This is a genomic window from Halopseudomonas salegens (assembly GCF_900105655.1).
GTDB classification, from domain to species: domain Bacteria; phylum Pseudomonadota; class Gammaproteobacteria; order Pseudomonadales; family Pseudomonadaceae; genus Halopseudomonas; species Halopseudomonas salegens.
In genome coordinates, this window is record NZ_LT629787.1 from 2370850 (window position 1) to 2393936 (window position 23087).

Annotated in this window: 20 protein-coding genes; 5 read left to right on the forward strand and 15 right to left on the reverse strand. The window is 57.0% G+C overall.

Annotated elements, in window-relative coordinates; all coding sequences use genetic code 11:
* Positions 1 to 7: 7 nt before the first annotated feature.
* The gene (gene gspC, locus BLU07_RS10840) at positions 8 to 877 is read right to left on the reverse strand and encodes a type II secretion system protein GspC (protein ID WP_092386823.1); all 870 of its coding nucleotides are present in this window, start codon (positions 875 to 877) and stop codon (positions 8 to 10) included.
* Between the two features lie 440 nt (positions 878 to 1317).
* Here gspC and BLU07_RS10845 point away from each other — a divergent pair, with 440 nt between their 5' ends.
* Positions 1318 to 2793, forward strand: coding sequence for a hypothetical protein (locus BLU07_RS10845; RefSeq protein WP_092386833.1), 1476 nt, complete (start codon positions 1318 to 1320; stop codon positions 2791 to 2793).
* Between the two features lie 69 nt (positions 2794 to 2862).
* On the opposite strand, the gene BLU07_RS10850 is transcribed toward BLU07_RS10845, so the two are convergent.
* Together BLU07_RS10850 and BLU07_RS10855 are read right to left on the reverse strand one after the other, a co-directional pair.
* Positions 2863 to 3081 carry a twin-arginine translocase TatA/TatE family subunit gene (locus BLU07_RS10850; RefSeq protein WP_092386834.1) on the reverse strand — a complete coding sequence of 73 codons (219 nt, stop codon included), beginning with the start codon at positions 3079 to 3081 and terminating at the stop codon, positions 2863 to 2865.
* A 67-nt stretch (positions 3082 to 3148) separates the two neighbouring features.
* Positions 3149 to 5227, reverse strand: a complete 2079-nt coding sequence (locus tag BLU07_RS10855) for a PhoX family protein (RefSeq protein ID WP_092386835.1) — start codon at positions 5225 to 5227, stop codon at positions 3149 to 3151.
* Positions 5228 to 5472: 245 nt separating this feature from the next.
* On the opposite strand from BLU07_RS10855, the gene BLU07_RS10860 reads away from it, so the two are divergent.
* Positions 5473 to 6438: a 2OG-Fe(II) oxygenase family protein gene (locus BLU07_RS10860; RefSeq protein WP_092386836.1), complete on the forward strand. Its 966-nt coding sequence runs from the start codon at positions 5473 to 5475 to the stop codon at positions 6436 to 6438.
* Positions 6439 to 6453: 15 nt separating this feature from the next.
* Here the strand turns inward: BLU07_RS10860 and BLU07_RS10865 are convergent, their stop codons facing one another.
* Entirely contained in the window at positions 6454 to 7104 is a 651-nt protein-coding gene (locus tag BLU07_RS10865; RefSeq protein WP_092386837.1) for a thiopurine S-methyltransferase, read from the reverse strand.
* Between the two features lie 164 nt (positions 7105 to 7268).
* Here BLU07_RS10865 and BLU07_RS10870 point away from each other — a divergent pair, with 164 nt between their 5' ends.
* The 3 genes from BLU07_RS10870 (at position 7269) to cueR (ending at position 11882) form a co-directional block, all read left to right on the forward strand.
* On the forward strand, positions 7269 to 9017 hold the full coding sequence (locus BLU07_RS10870) for a potassium/proton antiporter (protein WP_092386838.1): 1749 nt from the start codon (positions 7269 to 7271) through the stop codon (positions 9015 to 9017).
* A gap of 74 nt (positions 9018 to 9091) precedes the next feature.
* Positions 9092 to 11503 (forward strand): heavy metal translocating P-type ATPase, encoded by a 2412-nt coding sequence (locus BLU07_RS10875; RefSeq protein ID WP_092386839.1) that lies wholly within the window; start codon positions 9092 to 9094, stop codon positions 11501 to 11503.
* A complete protein-coding gene (cueR, locus tag BLU07_RS10880) occupies positions 11490 to 11882 on the forward strand; it encodes a Cu(I)-responsive transcriptional regulator (protein ID WP_092386840.1) in 393 nt (130 codons plus the stop codon). The genes BLU07_RS10875 and cueR overlap by 14 nt, the downstream gene beginning before the upstream one ends.
* A 90-nt stretch (positions 11883 to 11972) precedes the next feature.
* Here cueR and flgL read toward each other — a convergent pair whose 3' ends face one another.
* The 11 genes from flgL to flgB all read right to left on the reverse strand — a co-directional run bounded on the left by flgL (position 11973) and on the right by flgB (position 22902).
* Positions 11973 to 13244, reverse strand: coding sequence for a flagellar hook-associated protein FlgL (gene flgL / locus BLU07_RS10885; RefSeq protein ID WP_092386841.1), 1272 nt, complete (start codon positions 13242 to 13244; stop codon positions 11973 to 11975).
* Between the two features lie 12 nt (positions 13245 to 13256).
* Complete coding sequence (gene flgK / locus BLU07_RS10890; RefSeq protein ID WP_092386843.1) at positions 13257 to 15242, reverse strand: flagellar hook-associated protein FlgK; 1986 nt, start codon at positions 15240 to 15242, stop codon at positions 13257 to 13259.
* Positions 15243 to 15244: 2 nt separating this feature from the next.
* Positions 15245 to 16318: a flagellar assembly peptidoglycan hydrolase FlgJ gene (gene flgJ, locus BLU07_RS10895; RefSeq protein ID WP_092386845.1), complete on the reverse strand. Its 1074-nt coding sequence runs from the start codon at positions 16316 to 16318 to the stop codon at positions 15245 to 15247.
* 12 nt (positions 16319 to 16330) lie between these two features.
* Positions 16331 to 17431 carry a flagellar basal body P-ring protein FlgI gene (locus tag BLU07_RS10900; RefSeq protein WP_092386847.1) on the reverse strand — a complete coding sequence of 367 codons (1101 nt, stop codon included), beginning with the start codon at positions 17429 to 17431 and terminating at the stop codon, positions 16331 to 16333.
* A 14-nt stretch (positions 17432 to 17445) separates the two neighbouring features.
* Positions 17446 to 18114, reverse strand: coding sequence for a flagellar basal body L-ring protein FlgH (flgH, locus tag BLU07_RS10905; RefSeq protein ID WP_092386849.1), 669 nt, complete (start codon positions 18112 to 18114; stop codon positions 17446 to 17448).
* Positions 18115 to 18129: 15 nt separating this feature from the next.
* On the reverse strand, positions 18130 to 18915 hold the full coding sequence (flgG, locus tag BLU07_RS10910) for a flagellar basal-body rod protein FlgG (protein WP_092386850.1): 786 nt from the start codon (positions 18913 to 18915) through the stop codon (positions 18130 to 18132).
* A gap of 39 nt (positions 18916 to 18954) precedes the next feature.
* The gene (flgF, locus tag BLU07_RS10915) at positions 18955 to 19695 is read right to left on the reverse strand and encodes a flagellar basal-body rod protein FlgF (protein ID WP_092386851.1); all 741 of its coding nucleotides are present in this window, start codon (positions 19693 to 19695) and stop codon (positions 18955 to 18957) included.
* Positions 19696 to 19913: 218 nt separating this feature from the next.
* Positions 19914 to 21317 (reverse strand): flagellar hook protein FlgE, encoded by a 1404-nt coding sequence (locus tag BLU07_RS10920; RefSeq protein ID WP_092386852.1) that lies wholly within the window; start codon positions 21315 to 21317, stop codon positions 19914 to 19916.
* 30 nt (positions 21318 to 21347) lie between these two features.
* A complete protein-coding gene (gene flgD, locus BLU07_RS10925) occupies positions 21348 to 22034 on the reverse strand; it encodes a flagellar hook assembly protein FlgD (RefSeq protein WP_092386853.1) in 687 nt (228 codons plus the stop codon).
* Positions 22035 to 22054: 20 nt separating this feature from the next.
* Positions 22055 to 22495, reverse strand: a complete 441-nt coding sequence (flgC, locus tag BLU07_RS10930) for a flagellar basal body rod protein FlgC (RefSeq protein WP_092386854.1) — start codon at positions 22493 to 22495, stop codon at positions 22055 to 22057.
* A 2-nt stretch (positions 22496 to 22497) separates the two neighbouring features.
* Positions 22498 to 22902 (reverse strand): flagellar basal body rod protein FlgB, encoded by a 405-nt coding sequence (flgB, locus tag BLU07_RS10935; RefSeq protein ID WP_092386855.1) that lies wholly within the window; start codon positions 22900 to 22902, stop codon positions 22498 to 22500.
* Between the last annotated feature and the right edge of the window lie 185 nt (positions 22903 to 23087).

Genomic DNA, 23087 nt, shown 5'->3' on the forward strand with positions numbered 1-23087 from the left:
TCGTTTCTCAATCCAGACTGATCGTTAGGCTTAAGGGTTCACCGTTGCGCTCAAGGTAGAGCGCAACCGAGCTGGAACTGCCCAGCTCTTGCAAAATATCGCGGTAATCGTTGATTTCGGCTACCGGCGTGCCTTCCACGGAAATGATGACATCTCCGGGTTCCAGGCCCGCTGCGGTAAATTCGCGTTCATTGCGTGCCGGGTTGACCTCGAGCCCATACACTTCACCGTCAACCATCACCGGATTGGCACTGACCACCTCGAGAAAACGCTGCGGATCGCTGGTCCAGGCCTCGCGATCGATTCGCGGCATGCCACCCATATCTTCGCTGGGGATATCCACCATTCGCTCTGGCGCCGCCGACGAACTTCCGGCGCGACTGCCGGAGCGCTGCTCTGAACGCTTCTGCAATCTCAGGGTTTCCAGAACACCGTCGCGTGCCAGCAGAACCCGATCACCCAGTACCTGATCAAGGCGTACATTCCCCGGCAGGTCGGCACCGACGCGATAGAGGCGCTCACTCTGACCCTGAGTGGTAAGAATAGCGGCGCTGCGCGCTGGATCAGGATCGGCAAAAACCCCTTTCAGAACCCAGTTGAGGGAGGTGTCGGGGGCATCAATGGTAACGACGCCAGCGCTTTGAGCTGCCTGACCAAAAACCGACAGGCGAGCCAATTCGGCAAAGCCGGCGCTGCGACGATTACGCTCACCGGCTGATGCCGAAGCAGCGGTCGGCGGCTCGTAAGCAGGCAACATGATGGATGGTTCGAGTACTATCCAGGTCAGACGGGCCAACAGCAGTGCACAGACCAGTGCCAACAGCAAAGTTGCGAAACGCAGCAAGGTATCCAAGGGTATCCGGGCAGCCAACGGCATGTGTTCTCCAGGGCAAAGACTGCGGCGAGGCGCGCCGGCGTCAGCAAACGGCTGTCAGTATGCCCACACTTCTTTGCAAAATTATTGTTATACGCCTGAAACAGGTCATAAACCTTCATCCGATTGTCACGAATTTATCAGTAGCCAGCAACCCCCCTGAAAAGGTTAATTCAGAGCCTCGCTCACAGTAACCTTGCCCTCCTGTTTCAATGTGAACCGCAATCACCTATTCGGGTGATTGTGGTAAACTGTCTCATCATTGCTACTAATGACGTCACATCGACAGCAACGAAATGCCACAAAGATCCCGACTTGAGACTTGCCAGTCGCCTGAATCGGGACTTTACTAGCGGGAGCGGTCACAGCATCGCCCGCCGGCTTTTTCATGTCCTGAACGTGAGCCAGGTAAGAACAACAACAAAGCAAGCCAGGAGAATTCCATGTTTTCACTTCGTAAAACCGCGTTGATTGGTCTCAGCGTCAGCGCCATAGCCCTGTCCGGCTGTCTCAGCGGGGGCGGAGGCGGCGGCAGCGATGATGTCGTTACGCCTGAACCGCAAACACCACAGCAAGAACGCATCGATGATGGCTTCTTTTTTGTAGCCGACAGTGTTGTGGATGATTTCGAGCCAATAAGCGGTACAGAGACCCAGCGCTTTGCCGGTGAGTTGGACGGTGCTGGTTACCGGGTTGAAATTCCGCCGAACTGGAACGGCACCCTGGTCATGTGGGCTCACGGTTTCCGTGGCGAAGGGCCGGAGCTGACCGTTGACAACCCACCCATCCGCGAGCACCTGATTGCCCAGGGTTATGCATGGGCCGCATCCAGCTACAGTGCCAATTTCTATGATGTGCGCGCAGGGGTGGTTGATACCAACAAACTGGCCCTGGCCTTCAGTGACATTACCGGTGCTGCAGAGCCTGATCGCTTCCTGATCAGTGGCTTTTCCATGGGCGGCCATGTTACCGGGGCTGCGATTGAAGTCGAGAACATCCAGGCGCTGTCGCAAGTTGATCTGGACGTGAACTATTCAGCGGCTCTGCCAATGTGCGGCGTAATGGGCGACACGACGCTGTTCGACTATTTTGGCGCCTACGGATTGTCCCTGTTCCAGCTGGCTGGCGTAGGCCCTGACGAGTATCCGATCAGCGCTGAAGATGCGGCAGACCGTCTGGCCGTTGCCCGCGACGTACTCTGGACCGACTACGATGCCAACAAGAATGCCGATGGCCTGACTTCAGAAGGCCTGGGGCTGTTTGCTACCCTGCAGAACCTGAGCGGTGGAGCACGGCCTATTTATCAGTTCTCGTTCGGTGCCTACCAGGACCTGCTGCAAGGTTTCGTCGGTACGGATGGTACGGTAACTGGTATTCTTAACGACAATGTGGTCGACACCACCTACATCCGCTACCGTTTCCAAAGCCCGCAGCCGGGTCCGAACATGCCCGGCAATCCCAACGAAGCCGGCTTGACGACAGCGGAACAGGGTTTCAATTCAGTGATTGCCCAATCAATACCCGATAACGACGCGAACCCGTTGCGCAATGATGGGCCACCGCTCATCCCACGCATCAATGGTGAGTTCGATATCCCGGTATTGACCATGCATGGCCTGGGCGATCTGTTTGTGCCCTTCAGCATGCAACAGATCTACCGTAACCGTGCAGTCGCAGCAGGTAATGGTGATTTGCTGGTACAACGGGCCATTCGTGACCCCAATCATTGCGGGTTCACCAGTGGTGAGATTATCGAGGCCTTTGATGATCTGATTGCCTGGGTAGATCAGGGCATTACTCCAGACGGCGATGACATCATGAACCCGGCTGCAGTAGCCGACTCGAGCTTTGGCTGTCAGTTCTCGCGCGCCAACCGCTTTGCCGGTACTGCACTGGCACCGGCTACCGCGTGCCCGTAAGCTACAGAGTCATGGCAGGCGAAGCAGACTTCGCTTGATCGTTTGATGGTACCAACAACAAAGCCGCTTTCAGCGGCTTTGTTGTTTCAACAGCACGGAAACCTGTTTCTCACTGCTTGTCCTGTTGCTTGCGTCCGGCTGCTCAGTGTCACTGACCGCCGAGCGAAAACCATGAACAACCCCACCCAGATCGCTGCCTATGGTCCGCAATCGTCTGCTGCCAAACAGCAGCATCACGATCACCAGCACCATCAATAGCGACCCGATACTTACTCCGCTGGTACCCATAGCCTGCTGCTCCCAAAAAAAGACCACCACAGCTCACTGTGGTGGTCAGATTCAGCACTAGTTTCAATCAGGTGCCGATAACACCGCCGTCGTCTTTCCAGATGACGACTGTCGCAGAACGCGGTGGATTGGTACCGAAAGGCCAGGTACTGCGCACAGTGCCGTTAGCCCATTCATCCGCTGCTGTGGTTGCTCCAGGATGCTGCACGTTGATAAACAGCGTGCGCTGGTCCGGTGTGGTGATACAGCCGGTAATTTCCTGTCCGATCGGGCCCGTCAGGAAACGACGGATTTCTCCGGTTTCCGGATTGGCAGCAAACATGCAGTTATTACCCATAATCGCGAATTGATTGCGATTCTGGCTTCCTTCACCAACATCGGTCTGGATCCAGATACGGCTGTCCTTGTCGATCCACAAGCCATCCGGCGAACTCATGTAGGCATCTTCGGTCAGCACATTACCGTTCATGTCACGGCCGATAAAGTTGGCATTGCCAGACTCGCCACCATCACCCGCCAGCAGGAACAAATCCCATTCGAAGCTGACAGCCGCCTGTTCATTATTGGCTTCAGCCCAGCGCACGATTTGACCATGACTGTTGCTTGCACGCGGGTTTGCCTCGTCAATTTCGGCTTCGGTTCGCGAGGTATTATTGGTCAGCGCGAAATACACGTCGCCATTGTTGGGATCCACTGCACCCCATTCAGGACGATCCATGCGGGTGGCACCGACCAGTGTTGCTGCATCTCGGGTATTGATCAGCACATCGGCCTGACTGGTATAGCCATTCGCCGGGGTCAGACCATTCTGGCCGTATACCAGCGGCAACCATTCCCCAGTACCATCAGCATTGAATTTAGCCACGTACAGGATACCGTTATCCAGCAAGCTGCCATTGGCTGTGGAGGCAAAGTAATTATCATGGCTGACATATTTATAGATGTACTGATAGCGGGCGTCATCCCCGGAATAACAGACTACCGGCTGGCCTTCTACCGCAGGGGCAAAAACCACCCCTTCGTGGGCAAACCGGCCTAACGCGGTACGTTTCTTCGGCACACTGTCGGGATCGAAAGGGTCCACTTCCACCATCCAGCCAAAACAGTGTGGCTCGTTGCGGTAATCCCCGGTCGCATCATCAGCCTTGATGCTGGCATCAAAACGGATGTACTGATCTTCACCGCTTTGCGCCAGCTCCCACCCATAGCGTCCGCGACCGGAAGCACGGACACCATACTGGGCAGTATCGCGCGAATTGCTGCCTCCGTTGACGAAATAACCCGCCCAGTTCTCTTCCGAAAACATGTAGGTATTCCATGGCGTTACACCGTGGGCGCAGTTGTTCAGGGTACCGCGCGTCATGGTGCCGTTGGGGCTGTACAAAGTCTGGACGAAGGCCGAGCCACGAACCGGGCCCTGAATTTCCATTGGCGTCAAGGCGGTAATTCGCCGGTTGCGGGAATCCTGCTGGATCTGCCATTCGTTGTTGATCTGTTTGCGGATGCGGTAAACGCTGATGCCATGCGCATTCATTTCTTTCAGCACTTCATCGGTCGGGCGATACTGATCATTCTCGGCACCGTAAAGACGTACAGCGCCCGAATTGAGGGGTTGCCCAATCGAGTCTTGATGCATGAAACGCGGCTCAACGTACTCATGATTGACTACCAACAAACCGTCTTCTGAGCTGCCTTCATACGGCGACTCCCCCTCGATGGGAAAGAAATGCATACCATCGTGGTGACTACCAATCTGTTGAGCCTGATCAGCGCCGGTGTTGTTGACCGAAAAAGCCGGCATGCTCCCCAGAATCGGCTCGCCCCAGGCACCCAGCACATGATAGCTGTAACCTTCCGGAACGATGATGTCGTCCGCTTCACTGGACGAAACAGCATTGAAGCCAATCAGGGCTGCCGGCGCTGGCGCCGGATCACTACTTGAACTGGAGCCACTGCTCAGGCAGCCGGTCAGACTGGTACCCAGAAAACCGAGAGCGGCAGCCCCCATGGACCCCTTGACCAGTTCACGACGACCCAGGCGAGCCTGTAGTACGGCAGCAAAGGTGGGATTGGGTGCCATATTGATCTGCGGCTCATCGCCATCACCATGATCAAGCAAAGTAACCTGTTTGCTATCAACTGACATCGGTATTTCCTCATAGGAGTGGTTGTAATCACTTCGCTATGATGAAAAGACAAGATGACGAATCCAGAATAAAACGATGAAGATTTTGCGCACTTTTTGCGACAGGAATGGGCGCGCAATCATCTCGTTATCACCTATTCCAGAGCATTCGCAGGCATTGAAAGAAAAGTTACCGGCCACTGACACGCAGGCGCAACAAAGTCTTGGCATAGTAAAGATGCTATTTCCAGCTGACAGGTTTACAGATGCCCTACCCCCTCGCCATTGGCCAACCCGTGCCGGACTTCCTGCTCAGCCCGGTCAAAGGTACCAGCCCGCTTTTTTATGAAGTCTATTGCGGCCAACCTCTACTGGTGTTGGTTGCAGATACTGCCAGTGAGCTGCAACCCTTGTACGACCTGACGACTCAACACCCGGTACTGGCACTGGTCCGCAGTAAAAATGACCCATGGGAGGGACTGCCCTGGCCGCTGGAACGCGGCAATGCTTCCCTGTGTCAACGCTTGACCGGTTGCGCTGGTGGCAAGGTTCATGCGCTCTTGCTGAACCATGAACTGCGTCTGATCGGAAGGATAGACAATCCCGGCCGAGGCAGCCTGGAGGCACAATGTGCTCTGCTGAGTCCGCCACCTGAATCACGCCTGATTGATCGTGTGGCCCCGGTATTGCTGGTGCCCGATGTCATTCCTGCAGCGCTGCGCAAACGCCTGATCAAGGCCTGGCAACAGGACCACAGCAGCAGTGGCATGGTCCGTTTACAGGCGGGCACTCGCGTACTGCAACCTGATCCAGCCTGCAAAACCCGCCTGGATCATGCGCTGACCGATCCAGAGCTGAATGCCGACCTGAACCAATGCCTGGTGCAAACCCTGCTGCCCGCTATTGGCCGCAACTTCCATTACAATGCCGACCGTTTCGAAGGGTTCAAGATTGTTGCCTACCAGGCCAGTGAACAGGGGCATTTCGCCGCGCACCGGGACAACATCAGTGCAGATACAAGTCACCGGCGTTTCGCCATGACGATCAATCTAAACGATGATTTCACCGGTGGCGAACTGGTGTTTCCCGAATACGGCCCCGACCGCTACCGGCCTACAGTCGGCGGGGCTATCGTGTTTTCCTGTTCCATGCTGCACCGGGTGTTGCCGGTAACCGCCGGCTGTCGCTACGCGGCGCTGACCTTTTTCTGGAACAGTTCTGCCCGGCACTGAGCCTGCCCGGAAAGATCAGGTACTGATCCGGTACACCCGTTCCTGAAGTTGCGTCATTCCCTGCTCACGAAACACTGCATGGTCGTCCAACACATCCTGCTCATCGAGCAACTCGATCCTGCAGCCAGCAAACAGACTGCGCACTTCGGCATCCGGCACGCTGAATGGCGGGCCGGGACGTTGCTGCTGCGGGTAATCCAGGGTAATCAAGAGCAGTTGCCAGCCAGGCGGCAGAATATGGCGCATATGTGCAACATAGCGGTGGCGCATTTTTTCCGGCAAGGCGATCAGCGCTGCCCGATCGTAAATCCCCTTTACACTGGCAACATCCTCGGTTTGCAGGCCGAAAAAGTCCCCGCAGTACAGGCAGTAGCCCTCTCCCTCGCTGATGGCAAATTCACCCTGTTGCCGCCAGCCCAACTGTAATTGCTGCTCAGCTGCGAAGCTTTCCAGTGCACTGCGCGCCAATTCAATCCCCAGAACCGGATGGCCACGCTGGCGCAGCCAGGCCATATCCAGACTTTTGCCGCATAAAGGCACCCACACCGTCGCGCCTTCCGGCAAGCCAAGCGCTGGCCACCAACGGCTGAGCAAGGGGTTCGGGCGTGACTTGTGAAAGCCAATCTCACCTTTGCCCCAGCGTTCGTGCCAGAATTCCGCCTCCATACGCCCTCCCGTTATCAATTCAGACCTGACTATACCCCAGGCACCCCTCAAGGTGACGCCGACGGGTCCCCAACCCGCTCAATTGATGAATTTGCACAATTGCACCTGCCAGCGCCCTGGCAAACGGTATACTGAAAAGGCTTATTCTCAGCGTGTGGAGATGCATGGACACAATCAACACTCTATTCATGATCGGCGCCCTGTTGCTCAGCGCCAGCATTCTGGCCAGCTCGCTATCCTCGCGGCTGGGGATTCCCCTGCTGCTGGTGTTTCTGGTCATTGGTATGCTCGCCGGGGAAGATGGCCCGGGCGGTATTGTTTTTGACAACCCGAATACCGCTTTCATGATCGGCAGTCTGGCATTGGCTATCATCCTGCTTGATGGCGGCATGCGCACGCGGGTAGAGAATTTTCGTGTCGGTCTCTGGCCGGCGCTCTCCATGGCCAGCGTCGGGGTAGTGATCAGTGCAGGCTTGACCGGGTTGATCGCCTGGTTGCTGCTCGACCTGCATTGGCTGCAGGCCCTGCTTTTGGGGGCCATTGTCGGCTCGACCGACGCTGCGGCGGTCTTTTCCCTGTTGCACGGCAAGGGGCTGAACCTGAAGCAGCGGGTCGGTGCCACACTGGAAATCGAATCCGGGTCAAACGATCCAATGGCGATTTTCCTCACCATAACCCTGGTCGAAATGCTTGCTGCCGGGCAGACCAGCTTCAGTTTTTCCTTTCTGGGAACGCTGGTACAGCAATTCGGTATCGGTATCGTATGCGGGCTACTTGGCGGCTATGTGCTGGCGGAACTGGTCAACCGCGTTCACTTGGCCAGCGGGCTCTATCCGCTCCTGATTACCAGTGGGGCCATTCTGGTCTTTGCGGCGACCAACAGCATTGGCGGCAGCGGTTACCTGGCGATTTACCTGACTGGGCTGGTGATCGGCAATCGGCGTACCCATAACCTGCAGAATATTCTCAACGTGCAGGATGGGATGGCCTGGTTGAGCCAGATTGGCATGTTCCTGATGCTCGGTTTGCTGGTAACACCCTCCGGGCTGATCGAAAGTGCACTACCCGCCATCGCCATCGCACTGTTCCTGATCCTGGTCGCGCGCCCGATTGCGGTACTGATCTGCCTGGCACCCTTTGTGTTTGCCTGGCGAGAACGTGCGTTTATCGCCTGGGTCGGCTTGCGCGGGGCGGTGCCCATCATTCTGGCGATATTCCCGCTACTCGCCGGCCTGGAACAAGCCCAGTTGCTGTTCAACGTTGCTTGTGTGGTGGTACTGGTATCGCTGCTATTGCAGGGCGTTTCACTCCCCCTGGCAGCGCGCTGGTGCCGAGTTGAAATTCCGCCCCAGCCTGTACCCTTGCAACGCACCAGTCTGGATACCGTGATCGATGCCGATTACGAGGTATTGATCTATCAGCTGGACAACGCCAACTGGTGTGTCGGCAGCAAGCTGCGTGAACTGACCATGCCCGGTGAAACCCGGATTGCAGCCCTGTTTCGGGGCAGTGAACTGCTGCACCCGAAAGGCAGCACTCGCCTCGCGCTGCATGATGTGATCTGCGTGATCGGTCGGGCCAAGGACTTGCCCGCCCTGTCCAAGCTGTTCAGCAAGACACACAAGCCGCGTCACCTGGAAGACCGCAGTTTCTTCGGCGACTTTATTCTGGAAGGGGATGCCCACCTGGGTGATGTCGGCCGCTTCTACGGTTTCAGCGTGCCGGATGATCTGGCCGGGCTGACGCTGGCCGATTTCTTTTATCGCCACTTTGGTCGCCACCCGGTCGTTGGTGATCGCCTGACCTGGGAAGGTCACATCTGGGTAGTCGCAGCGATGGACAACGATATTATCCTCAAAGTGGGCCTGAAACTGGGTAGCGGCTCGGGCAAGCCGCCCCTGGGATTTCTCTGAAGTGGCAGATACCGCTTGACCTTGACATGATGTAAGACTCTAAGCTGTCAACATTGACACGCCTGGAGGCCTGCATGAGCACATTGACTATTCCCATCAGCGGCATGAACTGCGGCAGTTGCGTCGGCCGGGTGGAAAAAGCACTGCAACAGGTCAACGCAGTACTCAACGCTGAGGTCAACCTCGCCAGCGAGTCGGCACGTATTGAACTGACCGATGATCAGCATTTGCCGGAAGTCTGTGCTGCCTTGCAGCAGGCCGGCTACGGTGTACCGCTGGAAACCCGGCAGTTGAGCCTGAGCAACCTGTCGTGCGCAGGCTGTGTACGGCGCAGCGAAACGGCGCTGCTGGGCGTTCCCGGCGTGGTCACGGTAGAAGTCAATCTGGCCAGCGAACAGGCGCGGGTCAGCTATGTTGCCGGCACCGATCCGGATAACCTGCTGGCCGCCTTGCGCAAAGCCGGTTACCCGGGTGAGTGGCTGGATAGCCAGCAGCCGCAGGCAACCCGCGAAGACGAGCAGCAGAAAAATCTTCATAGAGAACGCCGCCATCTGTTCTGGGCAGCCATTCTCAGCACGCCGCTGGCTCTGGCGATGTTCCCGGACATGCTTGGTCGGCCGGAATGGATGCCACCCGCCATCCTGCAACTGCTGTTGGCCAGCGTGGTGCAATTCTATTTTGGTGCCCGTTTCTACCGCGGTGCCTGGCATGCCCTGCGCAACCGCAGCGGCAATATGGACTTACTGGTCGCCATGGGCACCAGCGCTGGTTGGTCGCTGAGCACCTGGAACTTCCTGACCACGCCCGGCGGACAAATGCCGGTGCTGTTTTACGAAGCGTCGGCGGTGATCATCACCTTTATTCTGCTGGGTAAATATCTGGAAAGTCGTGCCAAAGGGCAAACCCTGGAAGCGATTCGCGCGTTGACGGCATTGCGTCCGGATCAGGCGCGACGGCGCACGGCTGCCGGTGATGAGATGCTGCCGCTGGCACAGATTCAGCCCGGCGATCATATTGTTGTACGTCCGGGCGAGCGCATTCCGGTGGACGGCGACGTCATCGAGGGTGGCAGCCATGTCGATGAATCCATGCTGACCGGGGAAAGCTTGCCAGTCAGCCGGCAAACCGGTGATGTCGTCAACGCAGGCTCAATGAATCAGGATGGTGTCTTGCTGATCAATACCACGGGGGTAGGTCAGGACACGCTGCTGGCCCGAATCGTTCGTCTGGTGGAAAGTGCTCAGGCCTCGAAAGCACCGATTCAACGGCTGGTCGACCGTGTCAGTGCCGTGTTCGTGCCCGTAGTGGTGGTTATCGCCTTGCTCACCTGGGGGATTGGCAGTGTGCTGATTGGCCCGCAAACGGCACTGCTGCATGCCATCGCCGTACTGGTTATTGCCTGCCCCTGTGCATTGGGCCTGGCCACACCCACAGCCATCATGGTGGGTACCGGGGTGGCTGCACGCAACGGCATCCTGATTCGCGACGCGGAAGCACTGGAGCAGGCCCACCGCGTTGATACGGTGATTTTTGACAAGACCGGCACTCTGACCGAGGGCAAACCAGCGGTACAGGCTTTCATTGCCCTGAATGAGGCAGCCAGCGGACAGGCGCTGCAACAGGCACTGGCCTTGCAGCAAGACGCCGAACATCCGCTGGCGGAAGCACTGCGTCAGTATGCCGAGCAACAGGGTGCCAGCGCTGGGCGAGTCAGTGATTTCACGGTACATGCCGGGCGCGGCACCAGCGGCGCACTTGACGGGCAGCGGCTGTGGCTGGGCAATGCGCGATTGATGCAGGAGCAAGGTCTGGATCTTGCTCCCTGGCAAGACACAGCCCGCGGGCAAGAAGCCAAGGGCCACACTCTGTCCTGGCTGGCCAGCGAACGCGATGGGCAGGCTGAGGTCGTGGCGCTGATCGCCTATGCCGACACCCTGAAGACCGGTGCGCGCGAAACAGTGGCACAATTGCGCGCCAGCGGGATTGAAAGCTGGCTGGTCAGCGGCGATAGCCAGGCAGCAGCGCAGGCGATTGCTGCGCAACTGGGTATTGATCAGGTACGGGCGCACGTGTTGCCGGAAGACAAGGCCAGAATAGTCAATGAGCTGCGTGAGCAGGGCCGGCACGTCGCCATGATCGGTGACGGCATCAATGACGCCCCCGCGCTGGCTGCCGCCGATGTCGGCATGGCCATGGCGACCGGCACCGATGTGGCCATGCACAGCGCCGGGATTACCCTGATGCGTGGAGAACTGCAGTTGATACCGGCCGCCTTGCAGGTATCACGTCGCACCTGGGCCAAGATTCGCCAGAACCTGTTCTGGGCCTTCGTCTACAACAGCCTGGGCATTCCACTGGCGGCGATTGGTCTGCTGACACCCATGATGGCAGGCGCCATGATGGCGGCCAGCAGTGTCAGCGTGGTAACCAATGCGCTGTTATTGAAACGCTGGCAACCGGAGATCAAACCCCATGAACATCAGTGACGTTGCTCGCGCCAGCGGATTGAGCCCGCGCATGATTCGGCATTACGAGCAAATCGGCCTGCTGCCCCAGGTCGCACGCAAGACCTCCGGGTACCGCGATTACAGCGAGACCGAGCTGCACAGCCTGCGCTTTATTCAGCATGCACGCAGCCTGGGGTTTTCCATGGAACAGGTTGGGCAACTGCTGGCCCTGTGGCAGAACCGCCAGCGCAGCAGCGCCGAAGTCAAACAGCTGGTGCAGGGCCACCTGCAGGAGCTGGAAAAGAAAATTCAGGATTTGCAGGCGATGCACGACACGCTGGCGCAACTGGCCGACTGTTGCCACGGTGACAACCGGCCAGAGTGCCCGATTCTGGATACCCTGGCGCGCTCAAGCTGAAACCGGAACGCACTGAATCGCCACGGGCTCCGCCCTCGCGATGACAGCCAGGGAGGCTATTGCGATGACGGGACCAGTGGCATTGCCTGGTTAACGGATAAAGTTGAACAGGTTCAGGCTGCTGATCTTGACGAAACTTTGCTGCGCGGCTTCCAGAACCACACTTTGCATACTCAGACGACTGAGCGCTTCGGCATAATCCAGATCTTCCAGTTCCGAGGTAATGGTCTGGTTGATCAGCTTGGACTCAGCCAGTTCGTTTTCCGATGAATCGACGATATTCAATCGCGCGCCCAGGCTGGTTTGCACGCCAAGCACCTGATTCATCGCATTGTCGATATTGCTCACAGACAGGCTGAGCACATCCCGGCGCTGCAATCGGCTTTCGGTGTCATCGCCATCATTGGCCAGAGTATCGCGCAGCAATGCTACGGTATCCAGGATACTGCGTTTCTCGCGATTATCACTGGCCGGGGTCAGGTCTCCTCGGTCAACGGTAAACTCATCGTTTTCCTGCAGTTCACCATCGAGCTTGACCACCACCCCGGCATGACGAATGCTGAAGCTGCCATCCGGGCCCGCTTCCAGATCACCGGTTACCGGGGGCAACAAGGGATTGCCCGCCGTGTCGAGGACTTCATAGGTCTCGGCGTCAACCCCGATACGGATGGTTATGCCATCGTTGGGGTAAAAGTCTTCATCATAGACCCGCTTGTTTTCCACTTCGCCGAGCGAAATACGCACATTGCCGGGGTTGGCCGGGTCAAATGGCTGGGCTGCCGTATTCACCCGATTGACGTTGGCTACATCAACAAACAGTGACTTGCCACTATCATTGATGGCGACCATTTTGGAACTGCCAATCTGGATCGAACGCTGGCCTTCATCGCCCTGATAGCTGTAACTGCCATCAGACTCCCGTACAAAGGGGGCCTGATCGCTTTGGTAACCACCAAACAGATATTCACCACGCGCATTACGCGTATTGAACAACTGGAACAATTCGTCTTCCAGCTCCCCCAGTTCCTGCGCCAACGCCTGCCTGTCCTGAACACTGTAAGAGCCGTTGCCAGCCATCAGGCTTATTTCACGGACCCGTTGCAGACTGTTGTTCACACCATTGAGAACACTTTCTTCCTGCACCAGGCTGTTGCGCGCGGCGCGCAGATTGTCTTCATACTGTTTGATCTGGCTGCCCTGCTGGCCCAGTTGCAACAAGCGCACAGTCGCCACCGGGTCATCCGCAGGCGACAGAATGCGCTTGCCGGAACTGACTTGCTCCTGGGTTCGTGACACCTGGGCATAGTTGTCCTGAATGCCGCGAACACCGTTATTGAAAGCCTGTATGGTGGAAATACGCATGGTAGCTACCCGTCAGCGAATGCTGCTTATCAAAGTATCGAACACTGAACGCGCAATCTGGATTACCTGCGCCGATGCATTGTAATACTGCTCGAATTTGATCAGATTCGTGGCCTCTTCATCCAGATTGACCGCCGATACCGAATCACGGTTATTGGTCGCCTGCTTCAGAATCGCACCGGTGGATTCGGCATCTGTCCGCGCCTGCGAGGTCACCGTTCCCACCCGCTGGACCAGGTCACCATAACCATCGAGGAGGGAAAAGCCCCGATCACCGTTGCCTTGCCCCAATACGGCTTCGGTTTGCAACGCTGAAATTTTCAATGCATTACGGTTATCGGCCACACCTTCATTAAACTGAAGTGCAAAACTGTCACCGTCCAGCGGTGAACCGTTGATTTGTGCTTCAAAGGTAAACCCGTTGACCTCGATTTCCAGTGTCTGGCGCTGGCCGGGGGTCACTGCCGCGGGGGTAACACTGCTCAACGCTACCGGGTTGCCGGCATCATCTTCCAGCGTCAGATTGCCACCGTTGAAGACCAGGTTGACCCCGCCAGCCAACAAGGCTTCAATATCGCCCACATCAGACCCTGGCGGTATGCCCGTCACATCTGGCTGACTGACTTCGCCGGTACCGCGGTTGTCCAGACTGGCATCCATTTTCGCCGGGGCGGCAAATGCCAACTCCTCGGGGCGCTGCATTTGTACTTCAATGCCTCCAGAAGCATAGCGGGTTGGCGTCAGCAAAAAACGATCACCATCGGCCAGCGTGCCCGAGTCGAGGTCGACACTGAATCCATCGATCACCGGCGGGTTCAGCGGATCGAGAACAAAAGGCCCGCTGACGGTTCCGTCACTGACCCGGCGCACGGTGAAATCAGTGGCCGAACTGAAGGTCAGCTCATAGTCTGATGTGGTCAGTTCGCTGCTGTCCTCAATCAGTACATTCAGTTGAGCCGTGTCGTCCAGGTTACCCGGCAAGGCTCTACTGCGCAGCTGAACGTTACCTTCGCTGTTGATGTCGGCAAACATCGGAGCGCCAACATTGCCGTTCAGATCCAGCCCCTGGGCCAGCTGGCTGTTGATCTGGTCTGCCACCGAAATGGCCAGACGACCGACACTGTTCAGTGCGGTATCCAATACCTCGCTGCGGTAACGAATCAGGCCACCCAGCTCACCACCGCCGATCAAGCCGGTAACATCCTGTGCGGCGTTGCCGCTGACCAGCTGCACATCCACCCGGCTTGGATCACTCCCCCCGGGAACCACGCGCATGCTGGAGGCATTGATACCGACAACCAGAGGCTGCCCGGTACCAACGAACAAGTTGAGCGTATTGTCATCCTGAGGCACCACGGTGACGCCAACCAGCTCATTCAGTTTGCGAATTGCTTCGTCCCGCGAGTCCAGCAGATCATTCGGTTGGCCGCCGTTGGCGACCGCCTTGGCAATGGAATCATTGTAATCGGCGACCGCGGATGCCAGCCGATTGACTTGATCGGTAATGGTGCCCAGTTGCTTGCCGATAAAATTGTTCTGTGTTGTGAGAGACTGCTGCACCGTATTGAAGCGTGAAGCCAGACCGTCCGCTTCGGATAGCAACAACTGCCGTGCCGGCAAGTTGGCCGGGTCTTCCACCGCCGTCTGCAGCGCATCAAAGACTTTCTGCATCCCGGGGGCAATGCCCGTCGCGTCACCGGCCAACAGGTTGTTCAGCTCTTCGATCTGGCTTTGAAAGGTCTCGATTTCACTGCTGCGATTGGTGCTCGACCAGAGCTGATTGGTCAGGAACTGGTTGCTGATACGCTGGATGTCGACAATTGAAGCACCTTTGCCGATAAAGCCGGCACCGGTGAAACCCGCCGGATTGGTCGTCTGCACCGTTCCCTGACGGCTATAGCCGGGGGTATTGACGTTGGAGATGTTATGGCCGGTCACCGACAGGTTGGTTTGCGACGAGCGCAAGCCACTCAAACCGACACTGAAAAGATCAGCCATGGTCAGGCCCTCGCCGCTGTCACGGCAGCATTATCTTGTTGTGCCAATTGCTCGGCAGCTGGAGCCAGTTGTCTGGCAATCTGCGACACCTTGCTGGCATAGTGCGGATCAGTCGCGTATCCGGCTTTTTGCAGCGCCCGGAAGAAAGCGTCCGGGTTATCGGTTTGCGTCAATGCCTGGCTATAACGGCCATTGCTCTGCAGGAAATCGACGTAATCCTCGAAACTCTGCTCAAAGCTGGCATAGCTGCGAAAGCTTGCCTGTTCCTTTACGCGCTGCCCTTCCCGGTACTCATGGGTCAGCGTGCTGGCCTTTTCTCCCTGCCAGCCGCCGTGTGACTTGATCCCGAACAGGTTATAGCTACTGCCACCATCAGCGCTCTTGATCATGGAACGCCCCCAACCGGTTTCCAGTGCGGCCTGGGCCACCAGGTAACGCGGCTCTACGCCCAATCGCTGGGCGGCCTTCTCCGCCATTGGCAACAAGGTACTGACAAACTGCTCCGGATTGTCAAAACGGGCAAATGGGCTGGCGGGCTTGCTGACCGCTGCAGTTGGCTGGCTATCCGTCGGCTGGGCAGCCAAACGCCGTGTCGCCAGCTGATCAGCCACTGGTGGCTGGCTCGTTTCGGGAGGCGCTGATGTGGCATCTTGCAACGCCGCATAACGACTGACTATCGCCAGGCGACGCTGGGCAAGCAGTGCCGAATGGTCCTGCCCGGACACCGCGGCAGACAGGGGCGCAGGCTGTGCTGCAGGTCCGGGTGCAGCTTTGGGCGACAGCTGGCGCATCAGTACATCGGCCAGACCAACGCCCTGCTTCTCCGCCATATGCACAGTCAACTGATTGTCGTACATGTCCTGGTACATCTTGGTGGCGTTGGAATTCAGCGGGTTGTCCTCGCCGAACACCGCATTGGCATCGCGCATGCTCTTGACCATCATGTTCAAAAACAGCGACTCGAACTGTTCCGCCACCTTGCGCAGGTTGCCTTCACTGTTCGCCTTGTCCCCGGTCCCCAACTGCTGCATGGCCGCCAGGTCGTTGTAGTTAAGACTGTTGCTGTTGATGTTCATGTTGGTCTCCACTCAGATGACCACCAGCTCGGCGCTCAAGGCGCCGGCTTGCCGTAAAGCTTCAAGAATCGCCATCAGGTCACCGGGGGCAGCACCCACCTGGTTGACCGCACGCACGATTTCGTCCAGTGAAACACCGGGATTGAAGACGAACATACGACTATCGCCTTCTTCAATATTGATTTGCGAGCTGGGCGAAATCACCGTTTGCCCACCACCAAACGGGGCGTCGGGCTGACTGACTTCCGGATTTTCCGTGATGGTCACCGTCAAGCCGCCATGGGTGACTGCTGCGGGCTGCACCCGGACATCCTGACCGATGACAATAGTCCCGGTCCGCGAGTTGATGATCACTTTGGCCGTTGCTGCGCCCTGCTCGATACGCAGATTTTCCACCATCGACAGGTAGTCAACCCGATGATTGGGATCCAGCGGAGCTCGTACACGTATGGAGCCCCCATCAATTGCCTGGGCAACATCCGGCCCAAAGGTTTCATTGATGCGATCCACCACGCGTTTGGCGGTCGTAAAGTCATGCCGGTTGAGGTTGAACACCAGGTGGTCATTGTTGGTGAAGGGGCTGGGTACCGCCCGCTCGACCGTTGCCCCTCTGGGGATACGACCGACACTGGGCACATTGACGGTAATCCGCGAGCCATCAGCACCTTCAGCACCAAAGCCGCCGACCACGAGGTTGCCCTGGGCAATCGCATACACCTGTCCATCGGCCCCTTTCAACGGGGTCATCAACAGGCTGCCACCACGCAGGCTCTGCGCATTGCCGATTGAGGATACGGTAATGTCGATAGCCTGCCCCGGCTGGGCAAAGGGCGGCAGATCGGCATGGATGGCCACTGCCGCCACATTGCGCATCTGAATCCGGGTGCCAGGCGGCACAGTAATACCGAACTCGCTCAGCATGTTGTTGAAGGTTTGTACGGTAAAGGGCGTTTGTGAGGTCTGGTCACCCGTGCCATCCAGGCCAACAACCAGGCCGTAGCCGATCAACTGGTTGCTGCGCACGCCGGCAATGCTGGCGATGTCCTTGATGCGTTCGGACGCAGACAGCGGCGCCAGCATGGTCAAACAGAGAAACAGGCAGAAAGTACGCATAATCCGTAACTCCGTTAGAAGGGCCACATCGGGCTCATGAAGAACTGACTCAACCAACCCGGTTGACTGGCATTGGCAAAAGCGCCGCGTCCGGAATAGGTGATCCGGGCATCCGCTATGCGGGTCGAGAGCACCGTATTGTCCGGACCAATATCATCGGACCGAACCAGGCCGGAAATACGAATCAGCTCATCACCGTTGTTCAGGGTGATCCATTTTTCCCCGCGGACACGCAGGATGCCGTTCGGCAATACATCGGCCACGGTTACCGTGATCGAACCACTCAGACTGTTGCTCTGATTGGCATCCGCCTCGCCGTTGAATGCCCGGTCACCAGAGATATCCACGCCCAAATCGATGCCGGTATCCAGTGCGCCAATTGTCGGGTTGGCAATCTGCATGGAGCTACCCTTGCTGATCTCGTTATCGGACTGTTTGCTGGCAGCAGTGCTCTCGCTAAGGGTGATGGTAATGATGTCACCAATCCGATGGGCCTTGCGGTCCTCATACAGGCTGACACCAAAACCGGCCTGGTAAATCGCTCCGTTGTTCATTTCCTGCGGCATCGGTGAGCGCGGCAGGACCGGGGCATACGCCGGGTCGTTCGGCACCGGAGGCATCTGCATACACGCACTAAGAGCCAATACAGCCAGCAATACAACTGAGATTCGCAGGGCATTCATGATCTGCTTACTCCATTAAAGAGTCTGACTGATGTACTGCAACATCTGGTCAGCGGTGGAAATCACCTTGGAGTTCATTTCGTAGGCGCGCTGGGTGGTGATCATGTTGACCATCTCTTCCACCACGCTGACATTGGAATTTTCCAGGGTATTCTGCAGCACCTGACCCAGACCGTTCTGACCCGGGTTGCCTACCTGTGGCGCACCACTGGAGGCGGTTTCAATGAACAGGTTGCCACCAATCGATTGCAGGCCCGCCGGATTGATGAAGTCGGCGGTTTGTATGTTGCCAACCTGCTGGACACCCGGATCACCAAAAACACTGATGGTTACCGTGCCGTCTTCCCCCACGGTAAAGGTCTGCACATCATCCGGCAGCACAATGCCGGGCTCCAGCGGGTAACCGTTACTGGTAACGATTTGTCCATCCGCATCCAGGTGGAAGCTGCCGTCCCTGGAATAGGCAATGTCGCCATTGGGGGTCAGAATCTGGAAAAAACCACGGCCATTGATGGCCATATCCAGTGGCTGCTCGGTTGTCTGCAACGGGCCCTGAGTAAAGATTTTCTGTGTACCGACCACCCGCACACCGGTACCCAGCTGCAAGCCAGAGGGCAACTGCGTGTCCTGGGTTGTCTGAGCACCGGGTTGACGCTTGATTTGATACAGCAGATCTTCAAACTCGGCACGGTCGCGCTTGAAACCCGTGGTCGAGACGTTGGCCAGGTTATTGGAAATGGTCGTCATCATGGTGTCCTGTGCGGACAACCCGGTCTTGCTGACCCATAGTGCTGCGTGCATCACAACTCTCCTCGCTGTTCGTCAACGAACAGTCGCCGATTAACTCATTTGCAGAAGACGGTCAGTCGCCTGTGCATTCTCTTCTGCGGTACGCATCATCTTGATATGCAGTTCGAACTGACGGGACAGGGACAGCATGGCAGTCATCTCTTCCACTGCATTGACATTGCTGCCCTCCAGAAAGCCGGACGCCAGGCGGACATTGCCATCCGCAGGCTGCTCCTCTGCGCCGATGACCCGCATCAACCCGTCGGGCCCTTTACTGATGGTTTGCGGATCCGGGTTGACCAGCTTGATACGGTCGACTTCAGCCAATACGTTGGGGGCTTCACCCAGCGCCTGAACGCTGATGGTGCCGTCCGCCCCGATTTCAACCTTGGCGGCCGGCGGAATCGCCACCGGCCCTCCATTACCCAAAACCGGCAGCCCGCTGCTGGTAACCAACTGGCCCAGCTCGGTGATATGCAGACTGCCTGCCCGGGTATATGCCTCGGTACCATCCGGAGCCTGTACGGCAATCCAGCCATCACGCTCGACGGCAACATCCAGCTCACGGCCGGTCTGCAGCATGCTGCCCGCCGAAAAATCAGTGCCTGGACGCTCGGTCATGGCATAGGCGCGGGTAGGCATGGTTTCACCGTAAACCGGCATGGAGCGTGCCTGCTCGAAGTCGCGCCGGAAACCCGTGGTTGCCACGTTGGCCAGGTTATTGGCATGTGCGCGCTGGCCCAGCATATTCTGGCTGGCTCCACTCATCGAGATATACAGTGACTTATCCATCCTGACTCCTGCGGCGTCGAAAATTTGCCGTAATTGTGGATCTCACTGGTAATCTTGCAGAAACTGTGCCAACAACCAATTTTCAATATAACCACATGATTTTATTGGGTTTTAAAATTGGAGCGAGGGCGACTGGAAGGACTGGCGGCAAACTACTGCCGACCGGGAAATGAACTGACAAAAAAACGCCGCCCGGAGCGGGCGGCGTTGTTGGAGAATCAACGCAAGTTGATGATGGTCTGGGTGACCGTATCCTGCGTTTGAATGGTTTTGGCGTTGGCCTGGTAGTTACGCTGAGCCACAATCATATTGATCAGCTGCTCGGACAGATCGACATTGGACTGCTCCAGCGCGCCCGACTGGATCGAGCCCAAGGTGCCACTGGTTGGTGCACCCACAACAGGCTCACCCGAAGCGGCTGACTGTGTCCAGGCCGTTTTACCCTGGGGGTTCAAGCCTTGCTGGTTGGCAAAAGTTGCCAACACTACCTGCCCTTGAACCTTGGTCTGGCCATTGGTGTAACGCGCTACCAGCAACCCTGTATCATCAATTTCCAGCCCGGCGAGCTCGCCCGTGGTAAAACCATCCTGAGACAGAGCGGTCACCCCGAAACTTGAGGCGTACTGGGTAGACCCGGTCAAATCAAGCGAGAACCCGGCGGGTGACTCAGCCCCGGTAGGCTGGCCGGCCGAGTCAAGCGGCTCCCAGAAATCAAGATCAGTATTGCTCCCCCCCACCAGCTCACCGACACTATTGAACGTCAGAGGAATCGGTTCTGGCGCAAAAGCCGGATCGGTGGGCAGCAAATTACTGCCGACCAGATTACCGCCACCATCAAGGGTGCCATCCAGGTTGACCTGCCGCCCATCAATCAAGGCAAACATGTTCCACTCGTTGGCGTCGGTCTTGACGAAATACTTGGTCAGAACGTGCTGATTACCCTGACTGTCATAGATGTTGACCGATGTAGAGCTGTTATAGGTTGCCGAGTTGGTCGGGTCAAAAGTCCCTTGAGCAGCCCCTTTGGCAGCAGCAATTTCAGCCGGTGTCGGGTTGGCTGGATCCACTGCGTTGGTGTCGATGTATGTGTCATAGGCTTGCTGCCATGGCTGTGGCCGGACACTGGTCGAATTCAGGTTCAGGGTCGACTCGATCTGAGTCGTGGCCTGGGGATTGGCCGAACGGGTATCTACCCGCAGATCGGTCTGTACCCCTTGATTGACCTGTCCAGTGACCTGATTGATACCGTAGCCCTGCAGTCGTTCACCAAAATTGTTGGTTATAAAGCCTTCGCGGTCAGTACCAAAAAAACCGGCGCGGGTATAGCTGAGCGCCCCTTCGTTGCTGGTCACAAAAAAGCCATTGCCATTGATCGCCAGATCAAGACTGTTTTGGGTAAAGTCGATATTGCCCTGAGTAAACAGCTGCGCCACATCGCCCAACAGCACCCCGCTGCCCTGGGCATTGCTGCCGGAACCCAGCACCGAGGCAGCATACACATCGGCAAACTCCGCCCGCGACCCCTTGAAACCAACGGTACCCACGTTGGCAATATTGTTACCGGTAATATTCAGATCGGAAGATGCCGCCCGAATACCACTCAAACCGATATTAAATGACATATCAAACTCCTTGCTTGTATCGGACGGCCGTTAACGGCCGATGGAAAAGACTTCAGACAGCTCCATGCTGCCAAGACCAGACAGATTGAGTACCATGCCGCCGTCCTTGCCCATACCCAGTGACACGCTGTCCACATTGGCAGGAAGCAAGGTTGCCAATTGCTTGTTCTCTCCCTCCAGCACAGCATTGGCCTCGAACTTGTAGCGACCGGGAGGCATCACATTGCCTTCACCATCCTTGCCATCCCAGGTGAACTTGTGCAGACCCGCCTCCTGGGCTCCCATATTGATATTGGCGACCAGACTCCCGGCATCGTCATAGACCGACACTCTGACTACCTGACTCGGCTGATTCAGCACCAACTCGCCGGTCAACCCCTCACTGGTATCCACCATGGCCTGAGAAGTAGGCACTGTAACGCTGCGCCCGACCAGTGAAGAGGCTTGCAGGGCTTGCGATGACTGATACCCGCCCAGCAATGACTCCATCGACTTGTTCAGGTTTTCAATCCCTTCAACCGTGCTGAACTGAGCCATTTGCGCAATGAACTCGCCATTTTCCTGTGGAGACAGCGGGTCCTGGTTATTCATCTGCGCGACCAGAAGCTCAAGGAATTCGTTCTTGCCCAGTTCATCACCTTTGGCAAAACGCGACTGATCGACCTGGTATTGATCCAGTACGCTTTCACCGGTAGCCAAACTGCTGTTGATGTTCATGCCCTACTCCGTTGCTGGTCTTACTGGCCTAGTGTCAAAACACGTTGCAGCATGGTTTTGGTGGTATTCATGATCTCGACGTTGGTCTGATAGCTTCGTGAAGCAGACATCATGTTGGCCATCTCTTCGACCACATTGACGTTGGGGTAATACACATACCCCTCTTCATTGGCCATCGGGTGCTGCGGCTCATAACGGGCCTGCAACTCAGCGTCAGACTCGACAATCCCCAGCACCTGAACGCCCTGGCCCTGGGCCTGATCCTGGTTAAACGGAGCGCCGCCGAACTCACCCTGTTGCTGGAACACCGTGGCAAACACCGGATTCCGCGCACGGTAGGTTTCATCCGTGCTGCTGGAAACGGTTTCGGCGTTGGCAATGTTGCTGGCCACCGTGTTCAGACGCAGTGACTGTGCGCTCATGGCAGAACCGGCAATATCAAAAATTTGACTCAGAGCCATGATTATTCTCCCCGCAGGGCAGTCATCAGCCCTTTGAATTTGCTGTTAAGAAAAGTAAAGCTGGCCTGGAAATCAATCGCATTTTCGGCAAACTTGGCTTGCTCTACCTGAGTATCCACGGTATTGCCGTCGATAGCCGGCTGCAGAGAGGTGCGAAACCGCAGACCAGCGGCCTGATCAACCAGGCTTTCAGCCGACAGATGTTGGGCATGGGTCCGAGCAGCTTTAAAGCTGCTGTCATTGCCGGTTTGCTGGGCCTGCAGAACACTCTGGAAATCCAGGTCGCGGGCCTTGAAATTAGGGGTATCGGCGTTAGCCAGATTATTCGCCAGCACCGAGGCACGTTCGGCACGGAACTTCAGTGCCTGCTCGTGGATACCCAGTGCGCGGTCAAAGTTAAGACTCATGGCGGCAACCTCGTGTCAATTTCTGCGGAGTTTTCTCCGGACACAAGCACACAAGCAATCGTCGTGCCAAAAATCAAATACCAACAACTTCAATGGGTTGGAGTGAAAGCAAGCGCAAAAGCGGCAACGTTTTTCCGTCGCCTGGCAAACAGGGGCAAAAGATGGCAAGCATTAGCGGCAAGGCA

What these genes read in the sequence shown, in the direction of transcription:
- gspC (WP_092386823.1), bottom strand. Translation starts at nt 877, where the DNA reads ATGCCGTTGGCTGCCCGGATACCCTTGGATACCTTGCTGCGTTTCGCA.
- BLU07_RS10870 (WP_092386838.1), top strand. Translation starts at nt 7,269, where the DNA reads ATGGACACAATCAACACTCTATTCATGATCGGCGCCCTGTTGCTCAGC.
- flgD (WP_092386853.1), bottom strand. Translation starts at nt 22,034, where the DNA reads ATGAACATCAACAGCAGTTTGGCTACCGGTGAAAGCGTACTGGATCAA.
- flgG (WP_092386850.1), bottom strand. Translation starts at nt 18,915, where the DNA reads ATGCACGCAGCACTATGGGTCAGCAAGACCGGGTTGTCCGCACAGGAC.
- BLU07_RS10845 (WP_092386833.1), top strand. Translation starts at nt 1,318, where the DNA reads ATGTTTTCACTTCGTAAAACCGCGTTGATTGGTCTCAGCGTCAGCGCC.
- BLU07_RS10860 (WP_092386836.1), top strand. Translation starts at nt 5,473, where the DNA reads ATGCCCTACCCCCTCGCCATTGGCCAACCCGTGCCGGACTTCCTGCTC.
- BLU07_RS10865 (WP_092386837.1), bottom strand. Translation starts at nt 7,104, where the DNA reads ATGGAGGCGGAATTCTGGCACGAACGCTGGGGCAAAGGTGAGATTGGC.
- flgH (WP_092386849.1), bottom strand. Translation starts at nt 18,114, where the DNA reads ATGAATGCCCTGCGAATCTCAGTTGTATTGCTGGCTGTATTGGCTCTT.
- flgF (WP_092386851.1), bottom strand. Translation starts at nt 19,695, where the DNA reads ATGGATAAGTCACTGTATATCTCGATGAGTGGAGCCAGCCAGAATATG.
- BLU07_RS10875 (WP_092386839.1), top strand. Translation starts at nt 9,092, where the DNA reads ATGAGCACATTGACTATTCCCATCAGCGGCATGAACTGCGGCAGTTGC.
- flgJ (WP_092386845.1), bottom strand. Translation starts at nt 16,318, where the DNA reads ATGAACATCAACAGCAACAGTCTTAACTACAACGACCTGGCGGCCATG.
- BLU07_RS10855 (WP_092386835.1), bottom strand. Translation starts at nt 5,227, where the DNA reads ATGTCAGTTGATAGCAAACAGGTTACTTTGCTTGATCATGGTGATGGC.
- BLU07_RS10920 (WP_092386852.1), bottom strand. Translation starts at nt 21,317, where the DNA reads ATGTCATTTAATATCGGTTTGAGTGGTATTCGGGCGGCATCTTCCGAT.
- cueR (WP_092386840.1), top strand. Translation starts at nt 11,490, where the DNA reads ATGAACATCAGTGACGTTGCTCGCGCCAGCGGATTGAGCCCGCGCATG.
- BLU07_RS10900 (WP_092386847.1), bottom strand. Translation starts at nt 17,431, where the DNA reads ATGCGTACTTTCTGCCTGTTTCTCTGTTTGACCATGCTGGCGCCGCTG.
- BLU07_RS10850 (WP_092386834.1), bottom strand. Translation starts at nt 3,081, where the DNA reads ATGGGTACCAGCGGAGTAAGTATCGGGTCGCTATTGATGGTGCTGGTG.
- flgL (WP_092386841.1), bottom strand. Translation starts at nt 13,244, where the DNA reads ATGCGTATTTCCACCATACAGGCTTTCAATAACGGTGTTCGCGGCATT.
- flgB (WP_092386855.1), bottom strand. Translation starts at nt 22,902, where the DNA reads ATGAGTCTTAACTTTGACCGCGCACTGGGTATCCACGAGCAGGCACTG.
- flgK (WP_092386843.1), bottom strand. Translation starts at nt 15,242, where the DNA reads ATGGCTGATCTTTTCAGTGTCGGTTTGAGTGGCTTGCGCTCGTCGCAA.
- flgC (WP_092386854.1), bottom strand. Translation starts at nt 22,495, where the DNA reads ATGGCTCTGAGTCAAATTTTTGATATTGCCGGTTCTGCCATGAGCGCA.